General features: G+C 64.7%; 12 protein-coding genes. 3 read left to right on the top strand and 9 right to left on the bottom strand.

The annotated features are described in order from the left end of the window. The 8 genes from FKV24_RS07845 to FKV24_RS07810 form a co-directional block, all read right to left on the bottom strand. Positions 1–1633: condensation domain-containing protein (locus FKV24_RS07845; protein WP_211371819.1), on the bottom strand; the 1633-nt coding region annotated here is incomplete at its 3' end. A 67-nt stretch (positions 1634–1700) separates the two neighbouring features. Next, positions 1701–2486, bottom strand: coding sequence for a thioesterase II family protein (locus FKV24_RS07840; RefSeq protein ID WP_141481983.1), 786 nt, complete (start codon positions 2484–2486; stop codon positions 1701–1703). Between the two features lie 65 nt (positions 2487–2551). Beyond that, positions 2552–4939 (bottom strand): FtsX-like permease family protein, encoded by a 2388-nt coding sequence (locus FKV24_RS07835; RefSeq protein ID WP_141481982.1) that lies wholly within the window; start codon positions 4937–4939, stop codon positions 2552–2554. A 1-nt stretch (position 4940) separates the two neighbouring features. Beyond that, complete coding sequence (locus FKV24_RS07830) at positions 4941–5636, bottom strand: ABC transporter ATP-binding protein (RefSeq protein ID WP_141481981.1); 696 nt, start codon at positions 5634–5636, stop codon at positions 4941–4943. Positions 5637–5652: 16 nt separating this feature from the next. Then, on the bottom strand, positions 5653–6924 hold the full coding sequence (locus FKV24_RS07825) for an efflux RND transporter periplasmic adaptor subunit (RefSeq protein WP_211371818.1): 1272 nt from the start codon (positions 6922–6924) through the stop codon (positions 5653–5655). 45 nt (positions 6925–6969) lie between these two features. Then, positions 6970–10158, bottom strand: a complete 3189-nt coding sequence (locus FKV24_RS07820; protein ID WP_141481980.1) for a non-ribosomal peptide synthetase — start codon at positions 10156–10158, stop codon at positions 6970–6972. Continuing rightward, on the bottom strand, positions 10130–11842 hold the full coding sequence (locus FKV24_RS07815) for a cyclic peptide export ABC transporter (RefSeq protein ID WP_141481979.1): 1713 nt from the start codon (positions 11840–11842) through the stop codon (positions 10130–10132). The genes FKV24_RS07820 and FKV24_RS07815 overlap by 29 nt, the downstream gene beginning before the upstream one ends. A 1-nt stretch (position 11843) precedes the next feature. Beyond that, entirely contained in the window at positions 11844–14246 is a 2403-nt protein-coding gene (locus FKV24_RS07810; protein WP_141481978.1) for a penicillin acylase family protein, read from the bottom strand. 772 nt (positions 14247–15018) lie between these two features. Here FKV24_RS07810 and FKV24_RS07805 point away from each other — a divergent pair. Then, complete coding sequence (locus tag FKV24_RS07805; protein WP_141481977.1) at positions 15019–17259, top strand: CocE/NonD family hydrolase; 2241 nt, start codon at positions 15019–15021, stop codon at positions 17257–17259. Positions 17260–17373: 114 nt separating this feature from the next. Here the strand turns inward: FKV24_RS07805 and FKV24_RS07800 are convergent, their stop codons facing one another. Next, positions 17374–18129 (bottom strand): 4'-phosphopantetheinyl transferase family protein, encoded by a 756-nt coding sequence (locus FKV24_RS07800; RefSeq protein WP_141481976.1) that lies wholly within the window; start codon positions 18127–18129, stop codon positions 17374–17376. 307 nt (positions 18130–18436) lie between these two features. On the opposite strand from FKV24_RS07800, the gene queD reads away from it, so the two are divergent. Then, entirely contained in the window at positions 18437–18790 is a 354-nt protein-coding gene (gene queD, locus FKV24_RS07795; RefSeq protein WP_111267550.1) for a 6-carboxytetrahydropterin synthase QueD, read from the top strand. 101 nt (positions 18791–18891) lie between these two features. After that, complete coding sequence (locus FKV24_RS07790) at positions 18892–19344, top strand: phasin family protein (protein WP_317616523.1); 453 nt, start codon at positions 18892–18894, stop codon at positions 19342–19344. Positions 19345–19545: the final 201 nt, after the last annotated feature.

The raw sequence follows: 19545 nt of genomic DNA, 5'->3' as shown, positions 1-19545 counted from the left end.
CCGGGGTCAGCGCCGCCTGGCGCGCGAAACGGCCGTGCAGGGTTGCCTCCGCGTCGAACGGCAGATCCCCGCCGGCGAGCGCCAGCAATCCGTCGTGCTCCTCGGTCGACAGCACGGAAAACCGATGCAACCGTTCCTGCGGATCGCCTGCAACGGCGACCACCAGCCTCTGCAGCCCCCCGACCAGGGAAGCGGCGGTCCGCGCATCAAAGCATGAAGTCGCATAGTCGAGATCGATACGGATCGAGTCCTCGCTATCCCGCGCCACCAGCAAAAGTTCGAACTTCGCTTCTCCGGGCGCCTCCTGCACGTGAAACAGCGTGGCATCGCCGAGATCGACACGCGCCGCGGGCGCGTCGGACTCGTACGAGAACATCAGCTGAAAGGGTGCCGTGGCCGAGCGACGGTCCGGCCCCATCAATGCCATGACCTGATCGAATGGCAAGTCCTGATTGGCCTGCGCGTCCAGGTGCACATCGCGCACTTCGCGGAGGTAGTCGCCGAAAACGAGGTCATGCCTAGGCCGGGTGCGCAGCACCAGCGTATTGACGAAGAATCCGATCAGACCCTCCACGCTCTTGTGTCGTCGGTTCGCGACGGTGGTCGCGACCGCCACATCGTCACTGTTCGCATAGCGCGACACGAGAACGGTGGCTATCGCGTGCAGGACCATGAACACGCTGCATCGGTTGATCCTCGCGATCTCCCGAAGCTCGCGCGCGACAGCCGCCGGCACCGTGAATCCGACTCGCTCGGCATGCCCCAACCGGCCGTCCCCGACTTGCCTGTCGGTGGGCACGCGCGCGGTCGACGCCAATCCAGCCAGGCGCTTGCGCCAGTAGGCGCGCTGCGTTTCCGCACTGCTCGTCGCCAACCAGTCCCGCACCGACGCAGCGTAGTCGCTGTAGCGCAGTTGTGGCTCGGCGAGTCCGTGCGGGCGTCCATCGCGCTCGGCACGATAGAAACCGGCGAACTCCTCCGCCAGCAGCTTGAGCGACCAGCCATCGGCGGCGATGTGATGCAGCGTCAGCAGGAGTACCCCATGACCGGGCCCCGTCACCAGGTGGACGGCGCGCAGCAGGGGACCTCGCTCCAGATCGAAGGCACGCAGTCCCTCGGCCTTGATCGCGGCACTGAGCGCATCCTCGCCGTCTCCGGACATGTCGATGCGGCGAAACAGGCTTCCGATTCCGTCCTGCAACCGCAACACAGGGCCGTCCTCGCCTTCGGCGAACGAGGTTCTCAGCGGCTCGTGCCGTTCGAGTATCGAGCGCAACGCGCGCTCTGCGGCTATCGGGTCAAGCTCGCCGCGTACCTGCAACACGGCCGGCATGTTGTAGCTCGCGCCCGCGCCCAGCTTGTCCAGAAGCCACAGGCGATGCTGTCCCGGCGATCCGACGACGACCTCATCCGCGCCATCGGCGCGACGGAGCTTGAACTGGGACTCAGGTGTCTGCATGCCAAGCAGGAAGGCAATAAGCTCGGGCTTGCGCTCGACAATTCGCGACCTCAGTGCCGGAGGAAACTCCTCGACGGCAAGCTTGAAGCGCAACTCCCCGCCCTCGGCGCTCAGGAACACGCCTTGCTCGGCGGCCTCCCGGACCAGGTTTGAGATCTCAATCGATCGACTCACGACATTCCCCGTGTGCATTCGCGCAGAAACTGGCTAGCCATGGCCAGCACCCCAGCCATGGTCAAGGCTATGCAACCTGTCGTGATCGCATGGAGCGCGCCGGAAGGCTGCGCAAACGGTTTGCGACGAAGTCGATGACCCGCTGCTTGCAACTGTTGACGAAGAAGTGCCCGCCATCGAATCGTTGCAGATCGATCGTGCCGTCGATCAATTCCGCCCACCTCATCACGTCGGCCTCCGCCACGTCGACGTCGTCGCGACCGTACAGCACGCTCATGTCGCCTCGTAGAAGCGGCCCACCCGGAAAGGCATAGGTCTCGCTGATTGCAAAGTCTGCGCGCAGCACAGGCAAGAACAGATCGAGCAGTTCCCTTGATTCCAGCAACTCCCTGGGGGTTCCTCCCAGCGCGGCCAACTTATCGATGAAGGCCGCATCCGGAAGGTCATGCATCGGCTGATGGTTGCGGGCCAGGTGAATGGGGCGATGCCCGGAAATGAAATGATGGACCTGTCGTGATGTCCCGTGCCTCTGCAGAGCGCGAGCCAGCTCATAGCTGACCAGCCCGCCATTTGAGTGGCCGAAAAAAGCGAACGGCTTGTCCGCCAGCGGTGACACTTCACGCAGCAACGCCGTAACCAGATTGTCGCAACGGCTGATCAACGGTTCGCGGAACCGGCTGCCCCTGCCCGGGTACTGAACGGCCACGACTTCGATGTCGTCGGCAAGACGCTCCCCCCAGCCGTCGTAGATCGACGCACTGCCACCGGCATACGGAAAGCAGAACAATCGAATCGCGGCATTCGGGACAGGTTTTGGCACCTGGAACCAGGGATTTCCATACAGCTTGCTCATACATCCTTCTCCATGCTTTCCCCGCCTGCGCCCATTCGGTGCGCAGGCCTCCCCCCATCCGGCGGCTAGCCGTACCGCAACGCCTGCGAAGGCTTGACCCGCGCGGCGCGGAAAGCCAGCGAGGCGATCGTCAGCCAGGCCACGCCCATGATCAGTCCGGTCGCGGCCAGATATCCCAGCGGCGGCTGCGTGATCCGCTCGTTGAAGTTGCTCAACCAGTCGCTGGTGAGCCAGTAAGCCAGCGGAAACGCGATCACCGAGCTGATCCCCACCAGAAGCAGATACTCACGGGTAAGCAGGTTCACCAGGCTCATGGGCGTCGCGCCAAGAACCTTGCGGATCGCAATCTCGCGATAACGCTGCTGGGTGGTGAACGCAGCAATTCCGAACAGGCCGACACAGGTCAGGAAGATGGCCAGGACCGAGAACACCAGTACCAGCTCCGCCTGACGCCGCTCGTAGCGGTAGATCGCACCGTAGCTCTCCTCGATCATGCGGATGTCCGCATCCTCGACACCCAGGAACTGCTTCACGGTCGAGCGCACCTGCTCACGCAGCATCCCCGGCTCCGACCCGTCGACATGCATGATCAGGGTGCTTTCCGGCGCCCAGGAATATCCGCAGATGAAGAAGATCGGGTGGGTCTTGACCTTGACCGACCCGATGATTACATCCTTGACGACGCCGACGACGGTGACGTCGAACGGATTGGAGCGGCCATCGATGCCGAGGCGGAACACCTTGCCTACCGCATCCTGTGCCGAGGCGTAGCCCGCACTCCTGGCCATAGACTCAGTGATGACTATCGCCGCGGTCTCGTTCCCCTGATCGTCCCTGCGATACCAGTCCGACGGATGGTCGACCGAGAAGTCCCGGCCCGCGACCAGCTGCAAGCCAACCGTATCGACGAACTCGTATCCGGTCGCGCTGAATCCGGCCGCGTTCTTGGTATCGGGAGAGTTGGGATAGATGATGTCGATCACCGAGCCTGCGCCTTCGGTCAGCGACCTGTCGAACGGCGTCGCGCCATGCACGCCCTTTATCCGCTCCAGCGCGTCGATGAGCGCCGCGTTGCCCGGATCGAAGATCGCGTTCGGATCCAGGCCACGGACCTCCAGTCTCTGGGTCTTCGCATAGCCGACCGGGAGATTCCCGAGATGATTGATCTGCATCAGGACGACGATGGAGGCGATGATGAGGCAGACGGAGAACATCGCCTGCGCCATCAGCAGCACCTTGCGTACCACGATCGCGGTCCTTCCGGTCTGCAGGTCTCCACTCAGCACACGCTTCGCGCTGAACGAAGAAATGAAGAACGCCGGGTACAGTCCGGCGAACACGCCGAGCACGAGGGTGATGACGATCAGATCGACCGCGAGCAGTCCGAACGAGAGCGACTCGACCGGTATCTCCACCAGCCTGCTGAACCAGGGCAGGGTTAGTTGCACGATCAGGGCCGCCACCAGAGCCGCGATCAGCGCCACCAGGATCGACTCGACAAGAAACTGTGTGACCAACTGAACGCGATTCGCGCCCAGAGCCTTGCGTACCCCTACCTCCTTGGCACGCCGCGACGCCTGCGCGGTACTCATGTTGATGAAGTTGAAGGCCGCGATGCCGATCAGCAACAGCGCCATCGCGATGCAGACCTTGACCGTCTTGTCGTTGTTGTCGGAGCGGATATGTATGTCGCGGGCCGGCATCAGGGCAATCTGCCAGCGTTGGAACGAACGTGCGTCGATGCCTTCCCGGATCCGGTCCGTTATCGCCTCGATGTCCGCGCCATCCGCTAGCCGCACATACGTGTAGCCCCAGAACTGCTCAGGCTCGCGATTCGGATTCGCGTAGACCAAGGCCTCGAAGTTGTAGTGGGTGTCGTCCCGAAGATCATCGAACACCGCGGTGACGGTCCACTTTCCGGTGGGATAGTTGACCGTCCTGCCTACCGCATCCGATGTTCCGAACAGACGCATCGCGACGGCCCGGGATATCGCGATGTTACCCGGCTTCTCAAGCCCGACCTCCAGATCGCCACCGACGATGTCGAGATGCACGAAGTCCCTGATATTGGTGGTCGCCGCGAACACATCATGGATACGCTGCTTGTTACCGTCGATCTGGACCTCGACACCCGCCTCCCGGGTCATCGGAAACAGTGCGAACAGGTCGGCGACCTCAGGTTGCTGGCGCGCGACCTGCTGCGTCGCCAGCGAGGTCAGGCTGGTCGCGATCATGGCATCGCTGAGCTCGCCGGCATCGACGTGGATCTGTGCGACTCGATAGGTGGAATCGATGTTCGGCTGATAGCGGTCGAAGGAAAGCTCCCGCTGCACATAGACCGTCACCAGCAGCGTCGCTGCCAGGCCCAGCGCCAGCCCCATCACGTTCAGCGCAAAGTGCAGCTTCTGCCGCAGAAGCGCCCGGAATCCGGTTACCAGGTAGCTGGCCAGCATGTCAGCTCACCACCCGGATCTTCGCTTCCGTGGCGTCCGACTCGATCCGGCCATCCAGCATCCGGACCACCCGGCTCGCATAGCCGGCATCGTGCTCGGAGTGGGTGACCATCACCACGGTGGTACCCGCCTTGTTCAGGTCGCGAAGCATGCCCATGACTTCTTCGCCGTTACGGGAATCCAGGTTGCCCGTCGGCTCGTCCGCCAGAACCAGCTTGGGATTCAGTACCAGCGCCCGCGCGACGGCAACGCGCTGCTGCTGACCGCCGGAGAGCTGTTGCGGCAGATGCCCCGCACGATGCTCGATCTGGAAGCGCTTGAGAATGTCGCTGACGCGCTGCTGCCGCTCGGTCTTGGGCACCCCCTGATACTGCAGGGGCAGCTCCACGTTCTGGGCAACGGTCAGGTCGTCGACGAGGTTGAAGCTTTGGAAGACGAAGCCGATCGAGCGCTTGCGCAGCTGTGAAAGCGCGCTCTCGCCGTAGCCGCCGATGCTTTCCCCTGCGAAGCTGTAGTCGCCTGAGCTGGGCGAGTCGAGCATGCCGAGGATCGCCAGCAGGGTCGACTTGCCGCAGCCCGACGGCCCCATTACGGCGAGGAACTCGCCCTCCTCGACCACCAGGTCGATCCGATCTAGCGCGGTGGTTTCGACTTCTTCCGTCCGGAATACCCGGGACAACTGCTTAAGCTGGATCATCTCGCTGTTCCTCGGCTCAGTTCAGAATCAGGTTGTCGGCCTTGTCAAAGGCGCTGTAGCTTGAAACGATCACGACCTCACCGGCCTCCAGGCCACTGACGACCTGGACGTCGTCCTTGTTGCGCTCACCCAGCTTGATGGACCGGCGCTCCGCGCCATCTCCGTCCTTGTCCAGGACGAATATCCAGTTGCCGCCGGTGTCGGTGAGGAATGCGCCGCGCGGAATCATCAGCGCCTTGTCGCTGCCGGCGCCGAGCACGAAGTCGATGTCGATACCCTGCCCGACCTTGATCTCGCCGTCGCTTCCGAATTCCTCGGGCAGGTCCACGTCGACCTGGAACTTGCCGGCCTCCACGCGTCCGTCGATCTTGCTTACCGACGCTTCCACACGCTTTCCGTTGATGGTCAGGATCGCAGGCAAACCGATCGACACCCGGTTGAGGTAGTACTCGTCCAACGCCGCGACGACCCGATAGCTGCCGGGTACATCAATCTGCCCCAGACGCGTCCCCGGCGTCTTGGACTCGCCGAGCTCGACGTCGAACTGGCTCAGGAACCCAGCTTCCGGAGCCTTCACCGTCAACTGGTCCAGCACGCGTCGTGACTCGGCCAGGTTCTTCTCCAGGACGGCGATACTGTCCCGCATCTGCACTTCCTGGCGTGCGCGGATCGCCTCCTCCTGGCGCTGCCGCTCGCGCGCGATCCGGTTCCGTTCGGTGTAGTAGCGCAGGTCCTCTTCCAGCTCGGTCATCTCCCGGCTCGCGACCAGGGCCTGCTCCACCAGCGGCTTCAGCCTGGCGATCTTGTCGCGGATGTGAGCGGCCCGGTTCTCGTTGTCGAGGATGTCGGTGCGAAGCTGCAGGCGACTGTTCTCGGCCAGAAGCTGGTTGTTGCGCTGGAAGTTGATCTGCTCCGCGATCTGCGCCTCTCGGCTGATGACATCCAGCTGCAGATTGGTGTTGGCCAATCTCACCAGCGGCTGCCCCTTCTCGACGAAAACGCCCGGCTGGACGAACTTTTCCTCGACGAAGCCGCCGGCGATCGTGTCCAGATATATGGTCATGCGCGATCCGAGCGTTCCGCGCACGCTCAATGTCTCGTCGAACCGTCCCTCCCGGACCGTCGCCGTGGTTAGCGTCCTGGCGGACAGCTTCTGCTCCTGTCCGCCGGCGCGATTGCCGACGCTGACTCCAAGCACCAGCAGTGCGGCGACGACGCCGCTGGCCGCCAGCATCCTGTTCCGGCTCAACCCCAGCAGCAAGCGCTTTTTCTCGATCTGCTTGTCCATGTACTCCGACTTCCCCGGAACGGATCCGATTCCAATATTGTTTGACTACAGCGCGCCTTCACTGAGCACATCGGCGGATCTGAGCCTGGCCTCCAGGTAGCGATACGTCTGGTTCGCGCTTGTCTCCGCCTCGATGCGCCTGGCCATCCCGCGCAGGTCCGTCACCGCAAAAAGATCGCGGAGCGTCAACGAAACGCCGAATGACTGCTCGACCTCATTGGCCATGCGTACCAGGAGCAGCGAGTCCCCACCCAGGTCGAACAGGCTCGAGTCCGCGCCTACCCGGGCGACTTCGATTCCGAGCGTCGCGGCCCAGATGGCCGCAAGGCGCTTCTCCGTATCCCCCTCCGGGCGCTGCATCGGCGCATCCGCCACCGCGACCTCCAACGTCATCAGGCTCGCCTTGTCGACCTTTCCATTGGAAGTCTGCGGCATCTTCTCCAGCGGGACGATCGCCGCCGGCACCATGTAGGACGGCAACTCGTCCTGCAGGCGGCGTCGCAGCTCGAGCGCCAGGGCCATCGGATCGATCGCTGTGTTCCCGTATTCGACGAAGGCGACCAGACGCGTGCCGGCGACCGGGTCCTCCTTGCAGATGACACAGGCGCAGGAGACATCCCGATGTCTCTCGAGCACCGCGCGCACCTCACCCAACTCGATGCGGAATCCACGAACCTTCACCTGGTCGTCGATGCGCCCCAGGTACTCCAGTTCGCCATTGCGGCGATATCGCACCAGGTCGCCGGTCCGGTACAAGCGCCCCCCCGCGTCTCCGGAATACGGATCGGGCAGGAACCTGAGCTCGGTCAGGTCCGGACGCCCCAGATACCCGCGGGCCACCCCTTCGCCGGCCAGATACAGTTCGCCCTTGGCGCCGAACGGGGCCAGTCTCCGGTGCCGGTCGAGTACGTAGGCGCGGGTTCCGGCGATGGCGCAACCGATCGAAGGCGCGGTGTCTACCACGCTGTCGAACCTGGCGCAGGTCGAATAGGTCGTGTCCTCCGAAGGGCCGTAGAGGTTGTAGACCCGCTCGCACAGCCCGCCCTCGATCAGGTCGTTGACCGTGCGCTGCGGCAGCGGCTCGCCTGCCAGATTGATCGCCCGTACGCCGGCGGGAATCCGCTGCTGATCGATCAGCACGCGGATCGCCGAAGGCACGGTGTTTATCAGCGTCGCCTCCACCTTTCGCTCGAGCAGTTCCAGCGCGTCCCTGACCATAACCACCTCACCGCCGCAGGCAAGTGGCGCGAACAACTCGAACACCGACAGATCGAAGCTCAACGCGGTGCTGGCCAGCACCTTCGCCAAATCCTCACGCGAGTAGGTACGCATCGCCCATCGCACCAGGGCGACCGCATTGCGATGACAGATCTCCACGCCCTTGGGCTTTCCGGTCGACCCCGACGTGTAGATGACGTAGGCCCGGTTGCGCGCGCTCAGTGCGGCTACGCGCGGATTGGGCGCCGACGTCCTCGAGCCTTCCCTTCTCGTGACGGAGATGGGAGTGACGCCGCAATCGCGAAGGAACGGTTCGGAATCCTGATCGCCCAGCACCAGCTTCACGCCGCAATCGGCGATAAGAGCCCGCAGCCGCGCCTGCGGATGATTCTGATCCAGGGGCACGTAGCTGCCGCCGGCCTTCAACACCGCCAGCACCGCGATCGGAAGATCGATCGTGCGCGGAAGGTGGATGCCTACCAACGTCTCAGGCCCAACGCCATGCCCGATCAGCGTTTCCGCCAGGGCATTGGCAGCGCCATTGAGCTGGGAATAGCTGATGCCGACCTCGCCGTAGGACACCGCAACGGCCTGCGGGTCGGACTCAGCCCTGCGTTCGACCATGGTATGCAGGCAGACCTCCTGGTCCGACTCAAGGTCGATCTCCGCGAACCCATCCAGCAGCAGTCGCCGCTCGGCATCCGGCAACAGATCGATCTGGTCCAGGCGCGATCCGCCCAGCGCCGGAAGCGCGTCGATCAGGTGGCAAATCCGTTCGGCGAGGCGACGGACGCCGGCTTCGTCGAAGTGGGCCAGGCCGTAATCCAGTTGCAGTTCCGCGCCGTCGGCCCCGGGGGTCGCCCAGTAGGTGAGCATCAGCGCACGCTGTTCGTGTCGATGACTGACGTACACCAGTTCGGCGGGCGCCCCTTCGAACCTGACGGAGCCTTCCAGTCCAAGGAAGTTGAACGCTATGTCGAACAGCCCCTCGCTGCCACGTCCCAGCGGAGCCATATGACTGGACGGACAGCGCTGATGGCGCAGGCACGCCTTCTGCTCGCGCGCGATGCCCTCCACCAGTTCGGCGAAGCTGCGCTCGCCACTGGCCTCCACCCGCAGCGGCACCATGTTGACGAACACCCCCAACATGCGCCGGCGCTGCGCCGAGCGGCGATTGTGGAACGGGACGTCGATGGTCAGCTCATGACGCTCCGCACCGACACCGACAGACAGTGAGAACAGCGCCAGCAGGACATGTGCCGGACTCACTCCGTGCCGGCGCGCCGCGTCCTCGAGAAGCCCCACCCGTCCCGCGTCCAACGAGACCCGGTGGCGCTCGCTGCGCCGATCGCCGGTACCCTGCCGCCAGGCGAATACCGGGGTGCTCTTGCGCTTGAAACGCTCCGTCCAGAACTCGGTATCGGCCCGATAGCGCGGGCCAGCTAGGTAGTCCGCGTCGTCCGAGGCGATGTCCGACCAGGGAACCGGCGACGCACTGTGCTCACCGTCGTAGAGCGCGGCCAGTTCGCGGGCCCAGTTGGAGAAGCCCCAACCGTCCATTATCAGGTGATGGGCCAGCCCCACGTATCGGTAACGGGACGGCCCCAGGCGCAGCAACCAGGCGCGGAACAGCTCGCGCTCATCGATCTCGAACGGCACCTGGAACTGCTGCTCGATCCAGCGGTCCGCGGCCTCCTCCGGGTCGCGGCGATCGCTCAGATCCACCAGCGGCAGGCCGTCATCGCGGGTGTCGCTCAGGTATTGCCGCAACCCGTCGCCTGTCGCGACGAAGCGCAAGCCGAAGACATCGTGGGCCCGCACCAACGATGAGTGGGCCGAGACGACCCGCTCCGGATCGACGCAGCCCAGCCTGAGATACCCTCCGACGTTGTAGCAGGGGCTGCCCGGCCGTCGGAGCTGATCGAGATAAATGCCACCTTGCGGCAGGGTCAGCGGAAACGGCGCATCTTCCATGGAAGCCTCCTGCTCAGTGCACGGCAATTCGATCGGCGACATCCGCCGGACTTCTTGGACTCGCCAACGGCCGGTCGACCCGGATCAGCTGGCCGTCCTCCATCACCAGCACCTTGTCGGCGACATGGAAGTAGCGATCGTCGTGGCTGATGACGACGACGGCCTTGTCCCGCTTGCGCAAGGCCGGAAGTATCGCGTGATAGAAGACTTCCTTGAATCTGGGGTCCTGATCCGCCGCCCATTCGTCGAACAGATAGATGTCGCGGTCCTCCAGGAACGCGACCAGGAGCGCAAGCCGCTTCCGCTGTCCATCCGACAGCGCCGTGGTCGAGAAGCGCCCCTGCTCCTGGACGCTGACCTTTGCGTCCAGTTCCAGCTCGACGAGGTATCGAGACAGCTGCTCCTGCGTATGTTCATCGAGGCCGCCGAGTAGACGATCGAACAGGTAATAGTCGGTAAAGATCGCGCTTATCAGCTGACGGCAGCTGTTGATGGTCTGGAGATCGACCATGGTGTCGCCGAAACTTATGCGGCCGCTTGCGGGGGTGTAGTGCAGCGATATCAGCTTGCTCAACGTCGACTTTCCGGAGCCGTTTCCACCGACGATGAAAGTCACCTCCCCACGAGCGACTTCGAACGACATCGGCTTCAGGGAAAAGCCACCATCCGCCTGGCCGTAATCGTAGGAGACATCCTCGAATACGACGCTGCGCCATTCCGGCAGCGGCACCAGACCCTCGGAAGCCTGCTCCTGGGTGAGCCGGGTGAAGATGCGATTGACGTTGCGCAGGGACACCCGCGCCATCGCAATCTGGCCGATCGAGTTGAGAATCAGGCTGACCGGCCCGGTGATGTACAGCAGCGCCATGACCACGCCGACCAGACTGGCGGTGGTGATCGCGTGATAGCTGACGAAGACGTAGGCGACCACGCCGATGACGAAGAAGCTCAGCAGGTCGCCATAGCTTGCCGCCACGGTGATGATGGTGTTTCCGCTCTTGGAGTTCCGATTGACCGCCAGTTCGCTGGAAACCAGGATGTCATCGAAGTAGCGCTCGCGCTTCTCCTGACCCAGCTTGAGTTCCTTGACGCCGTAGATCAGGCCGCGGATCGCCTCCTGAAGCGCGTCAATGTTGGCCCGGCCGCGCTCGAAGTACTTGTTGCCGATGTACATCGGCACCTGATAGGTCACCACGCCAAACGCGATCGCGGCGATGACGAACCAGAACACGTCGCTGTTCAGGAAGAACAGGTACGTCAGCATCCCGAGCAACGTGACCGACGCCACCAGCACGTTCGGTACGACGACCGCTCCGTTGACGATGCGCGCGACGTCGGTGGTGATGGCGGCGAGCAGCCGGGACGGCCCCAGGGCCTCTAGCTCGGCCACCGGCGCCCGGACGATATAGCGATAGGCGCGGATGCGCAGATCGGTCGTCGCGTCCAGCGCGACCCTGGAAAGCAGGACCTGCGAGAGCGAGCGCGCCACAAGGATGAACAGGCAAAGCGCCGCGAACAGGATCGCGAATCGATAGTTGCTGATCTCGTAGCCCAGGAAGTACGCGGAGTTGGCGGCCGCCTCTTCCGACCCCAGGCGCCCTGCCTCGAAGCTTCCCAGGACGATCGGGATCAACAGCGCGTAGCAGACACCCGCGAGCGCGCCCAGCAGGATGGAGAGAAAGACACGGTTGGGTGCCTTGCTTGAAAACAGCGTGAACAGTTCCATGTCAACGGCGCTCCGGCACCAGCCTCGTCTCCCAACCATCGGAATCCGCCGTCTCCGGCAGACTGAAAAGCCGCACGTCCCGGAACGGTTCCACCATGTCGTCGTAGTGCGGGCTCAGCAGGTTGCCCGACTGCCCGGTCGAGTTCATGTAGCGATGTTCGGTGGATTCGCCGAATTGGATCAACTGGCGGAATCCCGGACCGAACGATTGCTCGTAGCCTTCGGACTCGCGGTACTGCGCGTTGGCGACATTCACCGTGTCCGGCGCCCCCCCATTGACGATACGACGCTCGAACAGCGCCGCCAGCGAACCAGAGTCGCTGAATCCCAGGTGCCGGTACACGGTCTGGTGGACGTCGCCCCAGCGCCATTCATCGACGTCTCCGCCCCGCAGCTTCTCGAGTTCGCGGATCGCGGCGGCCAGCGAGCGTCGCATCGCTTCGGCGCAGCGCGCCGATCCCGCCCCGTCGCACCAGTTCGTCGAGGACGTGGTCAATGCCTTGGCAAGTTGACGATAGCTCACGTTCTCCGAAAGCATCGACAGCTCCTGGCGCTGCATGGGACGGTTCCAGTATCCGTTCATGGAGCCGCGGAACAGCTCCTCGCGAAGGTGCCTCGCCCATACGTAGAAGATGGTCGCCGCGACACTGTCGCGCCGCATGTTCCCATCCCATTGCGCAAGGTGGGCCAACACCTGCTCCTGCTTCGCGCCTTCGGCCGACACGCCGCGCATCTGCGAAAGCAGCTCGGCTGCACCGGTGTCGACGGTGTCTCCCTGCATCGACCGGAAATCGTCAAGGGACAGCTTTCCTTCACTGGCCTCGAGCAACGCGCGGATCCGACGGGCGCGATGAGGAGGCGCCCAGTCCGCCGATATGAAGTAGTCGTGGTCGGGGCCGGCGGGGCCGTCATTGGCGGTGACGATGATTCCATCCGGAGGATTGAACTGCTGCGGCCACTGCTCGAACGGCACGTAACCGCTCCAGTGGAACTCTCCGGACCACGCAGGCACCGGCATGCGGCCGTCGTCGCCGCCTCGGACCGGCACGCGTCCAACGCCTATGGCGCCGATGTTGTTCCTGCTGTCGATATATACGAGATTCAGCGCCGGCCCCACGAACGACTCGAACGCGTTGCGAAACGAATCCCAGTCGGTCGCGTAGTTTGCTCGCAGGAACGATGCGTACGAGGTGTCGCCCGGTTCGAGCGCGGTCCACTTGAGCGCAACCGGCTGATCGATCGCCCCGACCACGTCACTGATGACCGGTCCGACATCGGTGCGCCGCACCTGGATCGACACAGGCGCGGCCGGGCCGCGCAGCGCGGCCGGGAAGTCCGCCCTGACCTCGATCGACTCGGTATGGGTCTCGAACCGCTTCCACTCCGTGCCGCGTGCGTACTCGTGCGGGTCCTGGGGATTGGGCTGTTCGAGATACAGATCCTGCACGTCGGCCATCGTGCTGGTGCCGCCCCAGGCGATCCGGCCGTTTCGGCCGAAGATGACCACCGGCAGACCGACCAGGGTCATGCCGGTGACATCCAGGCGGTCGCCCTTCAGGCTGGCCACGTACCACAACGATGGGATCTGCAGGCCCAGGTGGGTATCGTTGGCCAATGCTGCACGCCCGCTCTGCATGCGAGTACCGGCCACGGCCCAGGCATTGCTGCCGACATGGCGACCGCCGATGCGCAGGCGATGCTCGACCTGCGCCTGCAGATTCGCCAATCCCGGCGGCGCATCGCGATCGGCGAGCGCCCGCTCCGAGGGCAACGGCAACTGAAGGTCTGCCAGTTGCGCCGGGGTCAGGTATTGCGCCGCCACCCAGTTGGCGACCTCGTTCTTCATGTTGCCGGCGAGGTTCAGCGCGAACACCTTCGCCCATGCCAGCGAATCGATCTCGCTCCAGGGTTTCGGCTCCACGCCGAACAAGGTGAACTCCAACGGCAGCACCGGATTGTCGGAGAGATAGGCATTGACGCCGGCAGCATATGCACTCAACGAGTCGCGGGACTCCCCGTCCAGCGCGTCCCATGACGATTCGGCGGCCCGGTACAAGCCCAGCGTGCGCATCCACACGTCCTGCTGCAGCGCATCGCGCCCGAAAATCTCGGACAGCTGCCCATGCGCGATGCGTCGCTGCAGCTCCATCTGCCACAGTCGGTCCTGCGCGTGTGCATAACCGAGAGCGAAGAATGCGTCGCGATCCTTGCTCGCCTGGATACGGACGACGCCGTGCGAATCGCGCCGAAGGCCTACTGGCGCCTGCACACCGGTCTCGATCTGCGATTGATCACGGGACGGAAGGCTGTCCCGACCGTGCATCCAGGCTGCAATTCCTACCGCAAGTAGAGGAGCCGCGACAAAGGCCAGAAAACGCGACACCAACGGATACCTGCGGAACATACTTCAATCCTTGTGAGTAGTTACCAGCAATGTGAATCGCTACAACGCACATCCGGCAACCCACTTAACTTCCTTGCGCCGAATGGTCCGGGCAAAACCTGCTCAAGCACCCGCAATCGAACTCTGGCCGCGCATGCCCCTCGAAACGGCGGACGCACGGAATCGCACTTCCCCTCCGCTACAGCCCAGACAAGCCTTGCCTCCAGGCCTGGCGCCGGAACGCATGCACCCGAAGACGCGGTCGCACGCGGGGAGCAGCTGCAGGCGCCACCCATGCGGTGACGCGCCCCGGCCAGCGATCCTACTTCAACAACCCTAAGCATTCAACGACGATTCATGTACTGTCACCCGACGGTCACGACACCCTCCCGGCCCCCGGCCGGGGCGATCCCGGGCAGCCGCAGCGAGGGGCGAAACAGGCCATCGGATCGCTCTTGAGGGTCGCTTCTCGCCACTCGAACAACGCGTATTTGATTAGAACGCCGGCTACCGCCATCCCCCTACCCTGCGCAGGCGGTCCGGGAGCCCATGATGTCCGGAATGGCGCGAACCCGGACCGTCGCAACCGCCCCGAGGCCGCCACAGCACGCCGACACCGAGAGCGGCCGCAGCCGAAGTTGGCATGCTTCTCCAGCGGCCGGGGTACCGCACGGTGGCGCACGGTCTCGTCCGTTTTCACCACCAGACTGCGCGGGTCATGGCCTGGTCACGCGCATGCGCTGCAATGCTAGAGTGAGTGATTGCCGCATCCACATGGAAGTTAAGGATCGAAATGCGCAAGTTCGTGGCGATGCTGATCTGCCTGTCGCTCTTCATTCCCGGCACCGGGTACGCGACCGACATTCGCACACCCACCGCACTGGAACCTGAGTCGATCGACCTGGCGGTCCCCACGATCGCCAACCAGCTTGTCCGCGAGCATCGCGACGATAACCGGCTGGGCTATCTCGACACCCTGTTCCGCCTACAGCTGGCCGCCGGCCATTATCGCGACGCCATCGCGTCCATTCGCTCGCTCCGCGAACTGCGCAACGACGACCCGTCACTGCCTCCCATATACCTTCAGTACGAGATCTACGCGCTTGCCCGCGTTATAGAGGAGTCGCGTTCCATCGGGTTTCCGGACGCCTGGCGCGCGGCTTTCGACCAGCGCTTCGGCGCACTGAGCGACGCCGTTGCACAGCGGGCAACGCCTTCCTTCGACGCCGACCTCGCACAGATCGACGGGGACTTCGACAAAGCGCTTGCGGATTCAGCGGGCAAAGCCAGCCTTGGAGCGGACCAGGCACTGGCACTCGTTCGCAGCTGGCAGGTCAAAACGGCGTACAACGCCTTCCACGATCTCGCCCCGGGGGCGATCGCCGACGACGATCGGCGTCGCTACATCACTGATCGGAACGTCCGGATCCTGACGCCGGATGGAGCCACTGTTTCCGCCCTGATCGTCCGGCCCCGCAACGACACGCCCCTGCCCGCCCTGTTGACGTTCACCATATATGCCAATGACGACTGGGCTTGGGACGACGCCAAGAAGGCCGCCGCCCACGGCTACGCCGCGGCGGTCGCCTACACCCGCGGCAAGGGAAGCAGCACGGCCACCATCGTCCCCTACGAACACGACGGGGCCGATGCCACCGCGGTGATCGACTGGATCGCCCGGCAGCCCTGGAGCGACGGCCAGGTAGGCATGTACGGAGGCAGCTACAGCGGATTCACCCAGTGGGCGGCACTGAAGCACCGCCCCAAGGCATTGAAGGCGATTGCCACCTCCGCCACCACGGCGCCGGGAATAGACGTACCCATGGAGGGAGGCGTGTTCCTCAACTTCATGTACCCATGGCCGTTCTACGTGACCGGCAACCGCACACTGGACGAAGCGACCTACAACGACCAGGACCGCTGGAGCTCATTGAACCGCAGGTGGTATCAGAGCGGCCGCAGTTACCGGGCGATGCCGCAACTCGATGCGACACCGAACCCGATATTCGAACGGTGGCTGGACCATCCCGCCTACGATGGCTACTGGCAGGCAATGATCCCGCAAGGCGAGGAGTATGCCTCCATCGATATCCCTGTCCTGGCCACCACCGGCTACTTCGACGGCGCCCAGATTGGCGTCCTGCACTACTTTCGCGAGCACCTGCGACATCGACCGGCCGCCAATCACACCCTGCTGATTGGTCCCTACGGACACTTCGCGATGCAGGGAGGAGTGGCATCGACCGTCTACGGATACGAACCCGACCCATCCGCCCGGATTGACCTGCAGGCGCTGCGATTCGAGTGGTTCGACCACGTGCTCAAGGGAGCGCCCAGGCCGGCGTTGCTGGCCGGTCGCGTCAATTGGCAGGTCATGGGCGCGAACGTCTGGCGACATGCCGCCACCCTGGACGAGATGCCCACCCGGTCGCAGCGTCTCTACCTGGTACCGGGGCCGACGCCGGGTACGCACGCGCTCTCTCCGCGGCCGCAGCCAAAGGCCAGCGTCCTGCAGCGGATCGATTTCACCGATCGCAGCGACGCGGCGTGGGCTCCATCCGAGAACGTGGTTCACGAGACGCTAGATTCGCACACCGGCCTGATCTTTGTCGGCAAGCCGCTGCCGCGGGACACCGAGCTGGCAGGAGAGTTCGGCGGCGTGCTCGACTTCACGATCAACAAGCATGATGTCGATATCGCCATTGGCGTCTACGAGCTCAACGCCCGTGGCGAGTACCTCGATCTTGCGTGGTGGCTGCAGCGTGCCAGCTATGGCGCTGACCGGAGCAACCGCCGCCCGCTGCGGCCCGACTCACGGCATCAGCTTGAGGTCGACGACACCAGGCTGGTCGGCCGGAAACTGGCAGCGGGCAGTCGCCTCGTGGTCACCTTGGGTATCGTCAAGCAGCCGGACCGGCAGCTCAATCTGGGAAGCGGCAAGGAGCCCTCGGAAGAATCCATCGACGATGCCGGCGAGCCGCTGGAGATCCGCTGGCACGGCAACAGCTATCTGGAGTTCGGCGAGCGTCGCTAGTCGCCGGTCACGACCGCGGCGCTCAGGCCCGCCGCGGGGCCGGGAGTGCGCCTGCCCGCAACCGCGCCAATGTCTCCCACGTCACCGCCGCGGCCGTCCTGCCATGGTCTCCCCCTACGTAACGGCTGCCAGTTCCATCGATACCGCGGTAAACACATGCGTATCCATCGGTAGAAACCGGACCGGGACGAGCACGCCCTGCGGCCACGCCTGGCTCCAATGCTCGCTCAGTTGCAGCGTCAGCTCGCCGTCCCCAACGGCGACCGCCCGCGCCGCCGAGAACTCCATGAAGCGCCCCACCTGCGGGTACAGGGCCTTGAACAGCGCTTCCTTGGCCGAGAACAGCAGGGTCAGCGCGCGCTCCGGAGGCAGCATCGACAGCAGCGACAGCTCGCCCGGCGTGGCGATCATCTCCCGGATCTGCAGGGCCTGGTCCGGCGCGACCCAACGTTCCACATCCAGCCCCAGCACCCGCCCCGCCGTACTGGCGACGACCGCCGCCGCGGCGATCCCGTCGGCATGGCTGATCGAGCCGGTCCACCCCGGCGGCCACACCGGCAGGCGATCGTCGCCGCGCGGCAGCCATTGCCCGTTGCCGCCACCGGCGGCGGCCAGCGCGCGCTCGGCGCAGTAACGGCCGGCCAGGAACTCGGCGATCCGCTTGCCGCTGACCCGCCGCATGTCGCCCGGCAGACGCTCCAGGAACGGTGCGAACGGGGCCTCGCCGTCGAAACCGACCGCGTGCCAGGACACCGCCGCACCGCCGCCCGCCAACAGCGGCTCCAGTTCGGTCGCCGGAAGGTCGCGGTAACGCCGTGGCGACGCCCCGCCGGCGCGCGGCCCCGATCCAGCATCGAGCGGTATGGTCATTTCCAGCGGTCCCGGATCTCCGTGTGCATGCGCCCGCGTGCCCTGGCGGACACCGGCTTGCGCGCCATCCGCGCACCGCGCAGACCCGCGCCTGTCGCGCCGCCCGCCTGGACACGCTATCGCCACTTTCTCATAATGCGGTCAGTGGTTGGAGCCCGTTTCCTGCCGCCGAACGCCGCCGCGGTCGCACCACGACGCGGCGAAAGCATCCCGGCCCGCGCTCCCGCGGGCCCTGTCGTTTCTGGGCCGGCGCCCGTCGCGTCCTCACCTGCGCAGCGCACGCCCGGCCAGCCCGAGGTTCCGCAGCATGGACATCTTCAAGGTCTTCACCATCGAGGCCGCCCACCGGCTGCCGAACGTGCCGGACGGGCACAAGTGCGCGCGCCTGCATGGGCATTCGTTCCGGATCGAGATCCACCTGTCCGGCGAACTCGATCCGCGGGCCGGCTGGGTGATGGACTTCGCCGACGTGAAGACCGCCTTCAAGCCGCTCTACGAGCGTCTCGACCACCACTATCTGAACGATATCGAGGGCCTGGAGAACCCGACCAGCGAACGGCTCGCGGTCTGGATCTGGGAGCGGCTGAAGCCGGAACTGCCATTGCTGAGCGAAGTGGTGGTGCACGAGACCTGCACCTCGGGCTGCCGCTACCGCGGCTGAGCGTCCCGGCTCCCGGCTCCCGGCTCCCGGCTCCCGGCTCCCGGCTGAACCGTAACTTTTCGGTCGTCCGCGTATTGTTGCGTTGCAACAAGTGGCGCGATATGCTGCACCGCACAAACCGGCATTCCGTCGGCGAACCCGTGCAGGAGATCGACATGTACCCGCAGTTCAACGAGCAGATCGTCGCCGCGACGCGCCAGTTCGCGGACACCGCCGCCCAGGCCAACCGCCTGGCCCTGGAAAACGTCGAAGCGCTGTTCGGCATGCAACTGGCCGCGCTCGAGGAGCGCGCCACCGCGACCTTCGCGTTCTTCGAGGAGGCCACCGAGGCCCGTGACTTCGACAGCCTCAAGGGCCTGTGGCCGAAGGGCGTGCAGGTCGCGCGCGAGAACGTCGAGCGCGCCGTGACCACCGGCCAGGAAGCGATCGGCCGCACCCTGAAGGCCAACGAGGCGATCGCCGAGCTGGCCAAGGGCCAGTTCGAGTCGGCCGCCAAGACCGCCCAGGCCAACGTCGAGAAGGCCACCAAGGCCGCGACCAAGGCCGCCAAGTAAGCACGCTCCGCACGGACCGGGACCCTCTCTCCCTCCGGTCCAGGCTGGACGAAACCGGCAGCTTCGGCTGCCGGTTTTTTTTGTGCCCGCGCGATCCCGCCACGTTGCGATCCCCGGGCTGCGCCCGGGAATCCCCAAAGTTTGCTGCGCAAACCTTGGGCCCCGCCGTTGCGCTTCCACACCCCCATTCGTGCCTGCGGC

This window comes from Marilutibacter maris (assembly GCF_006546735.2).
In the GTDB taxonomy this organism is placed as follows: Bacteria; Pseudomonadota; Gammaproteobacteria; order Xanthomonadales; family Xanthomonadaceae; genus Marilutibacter; species Marilutibacter maris.
This window is presented reverse-complemented; position numbering and strand designations above follow the sequence as displayed.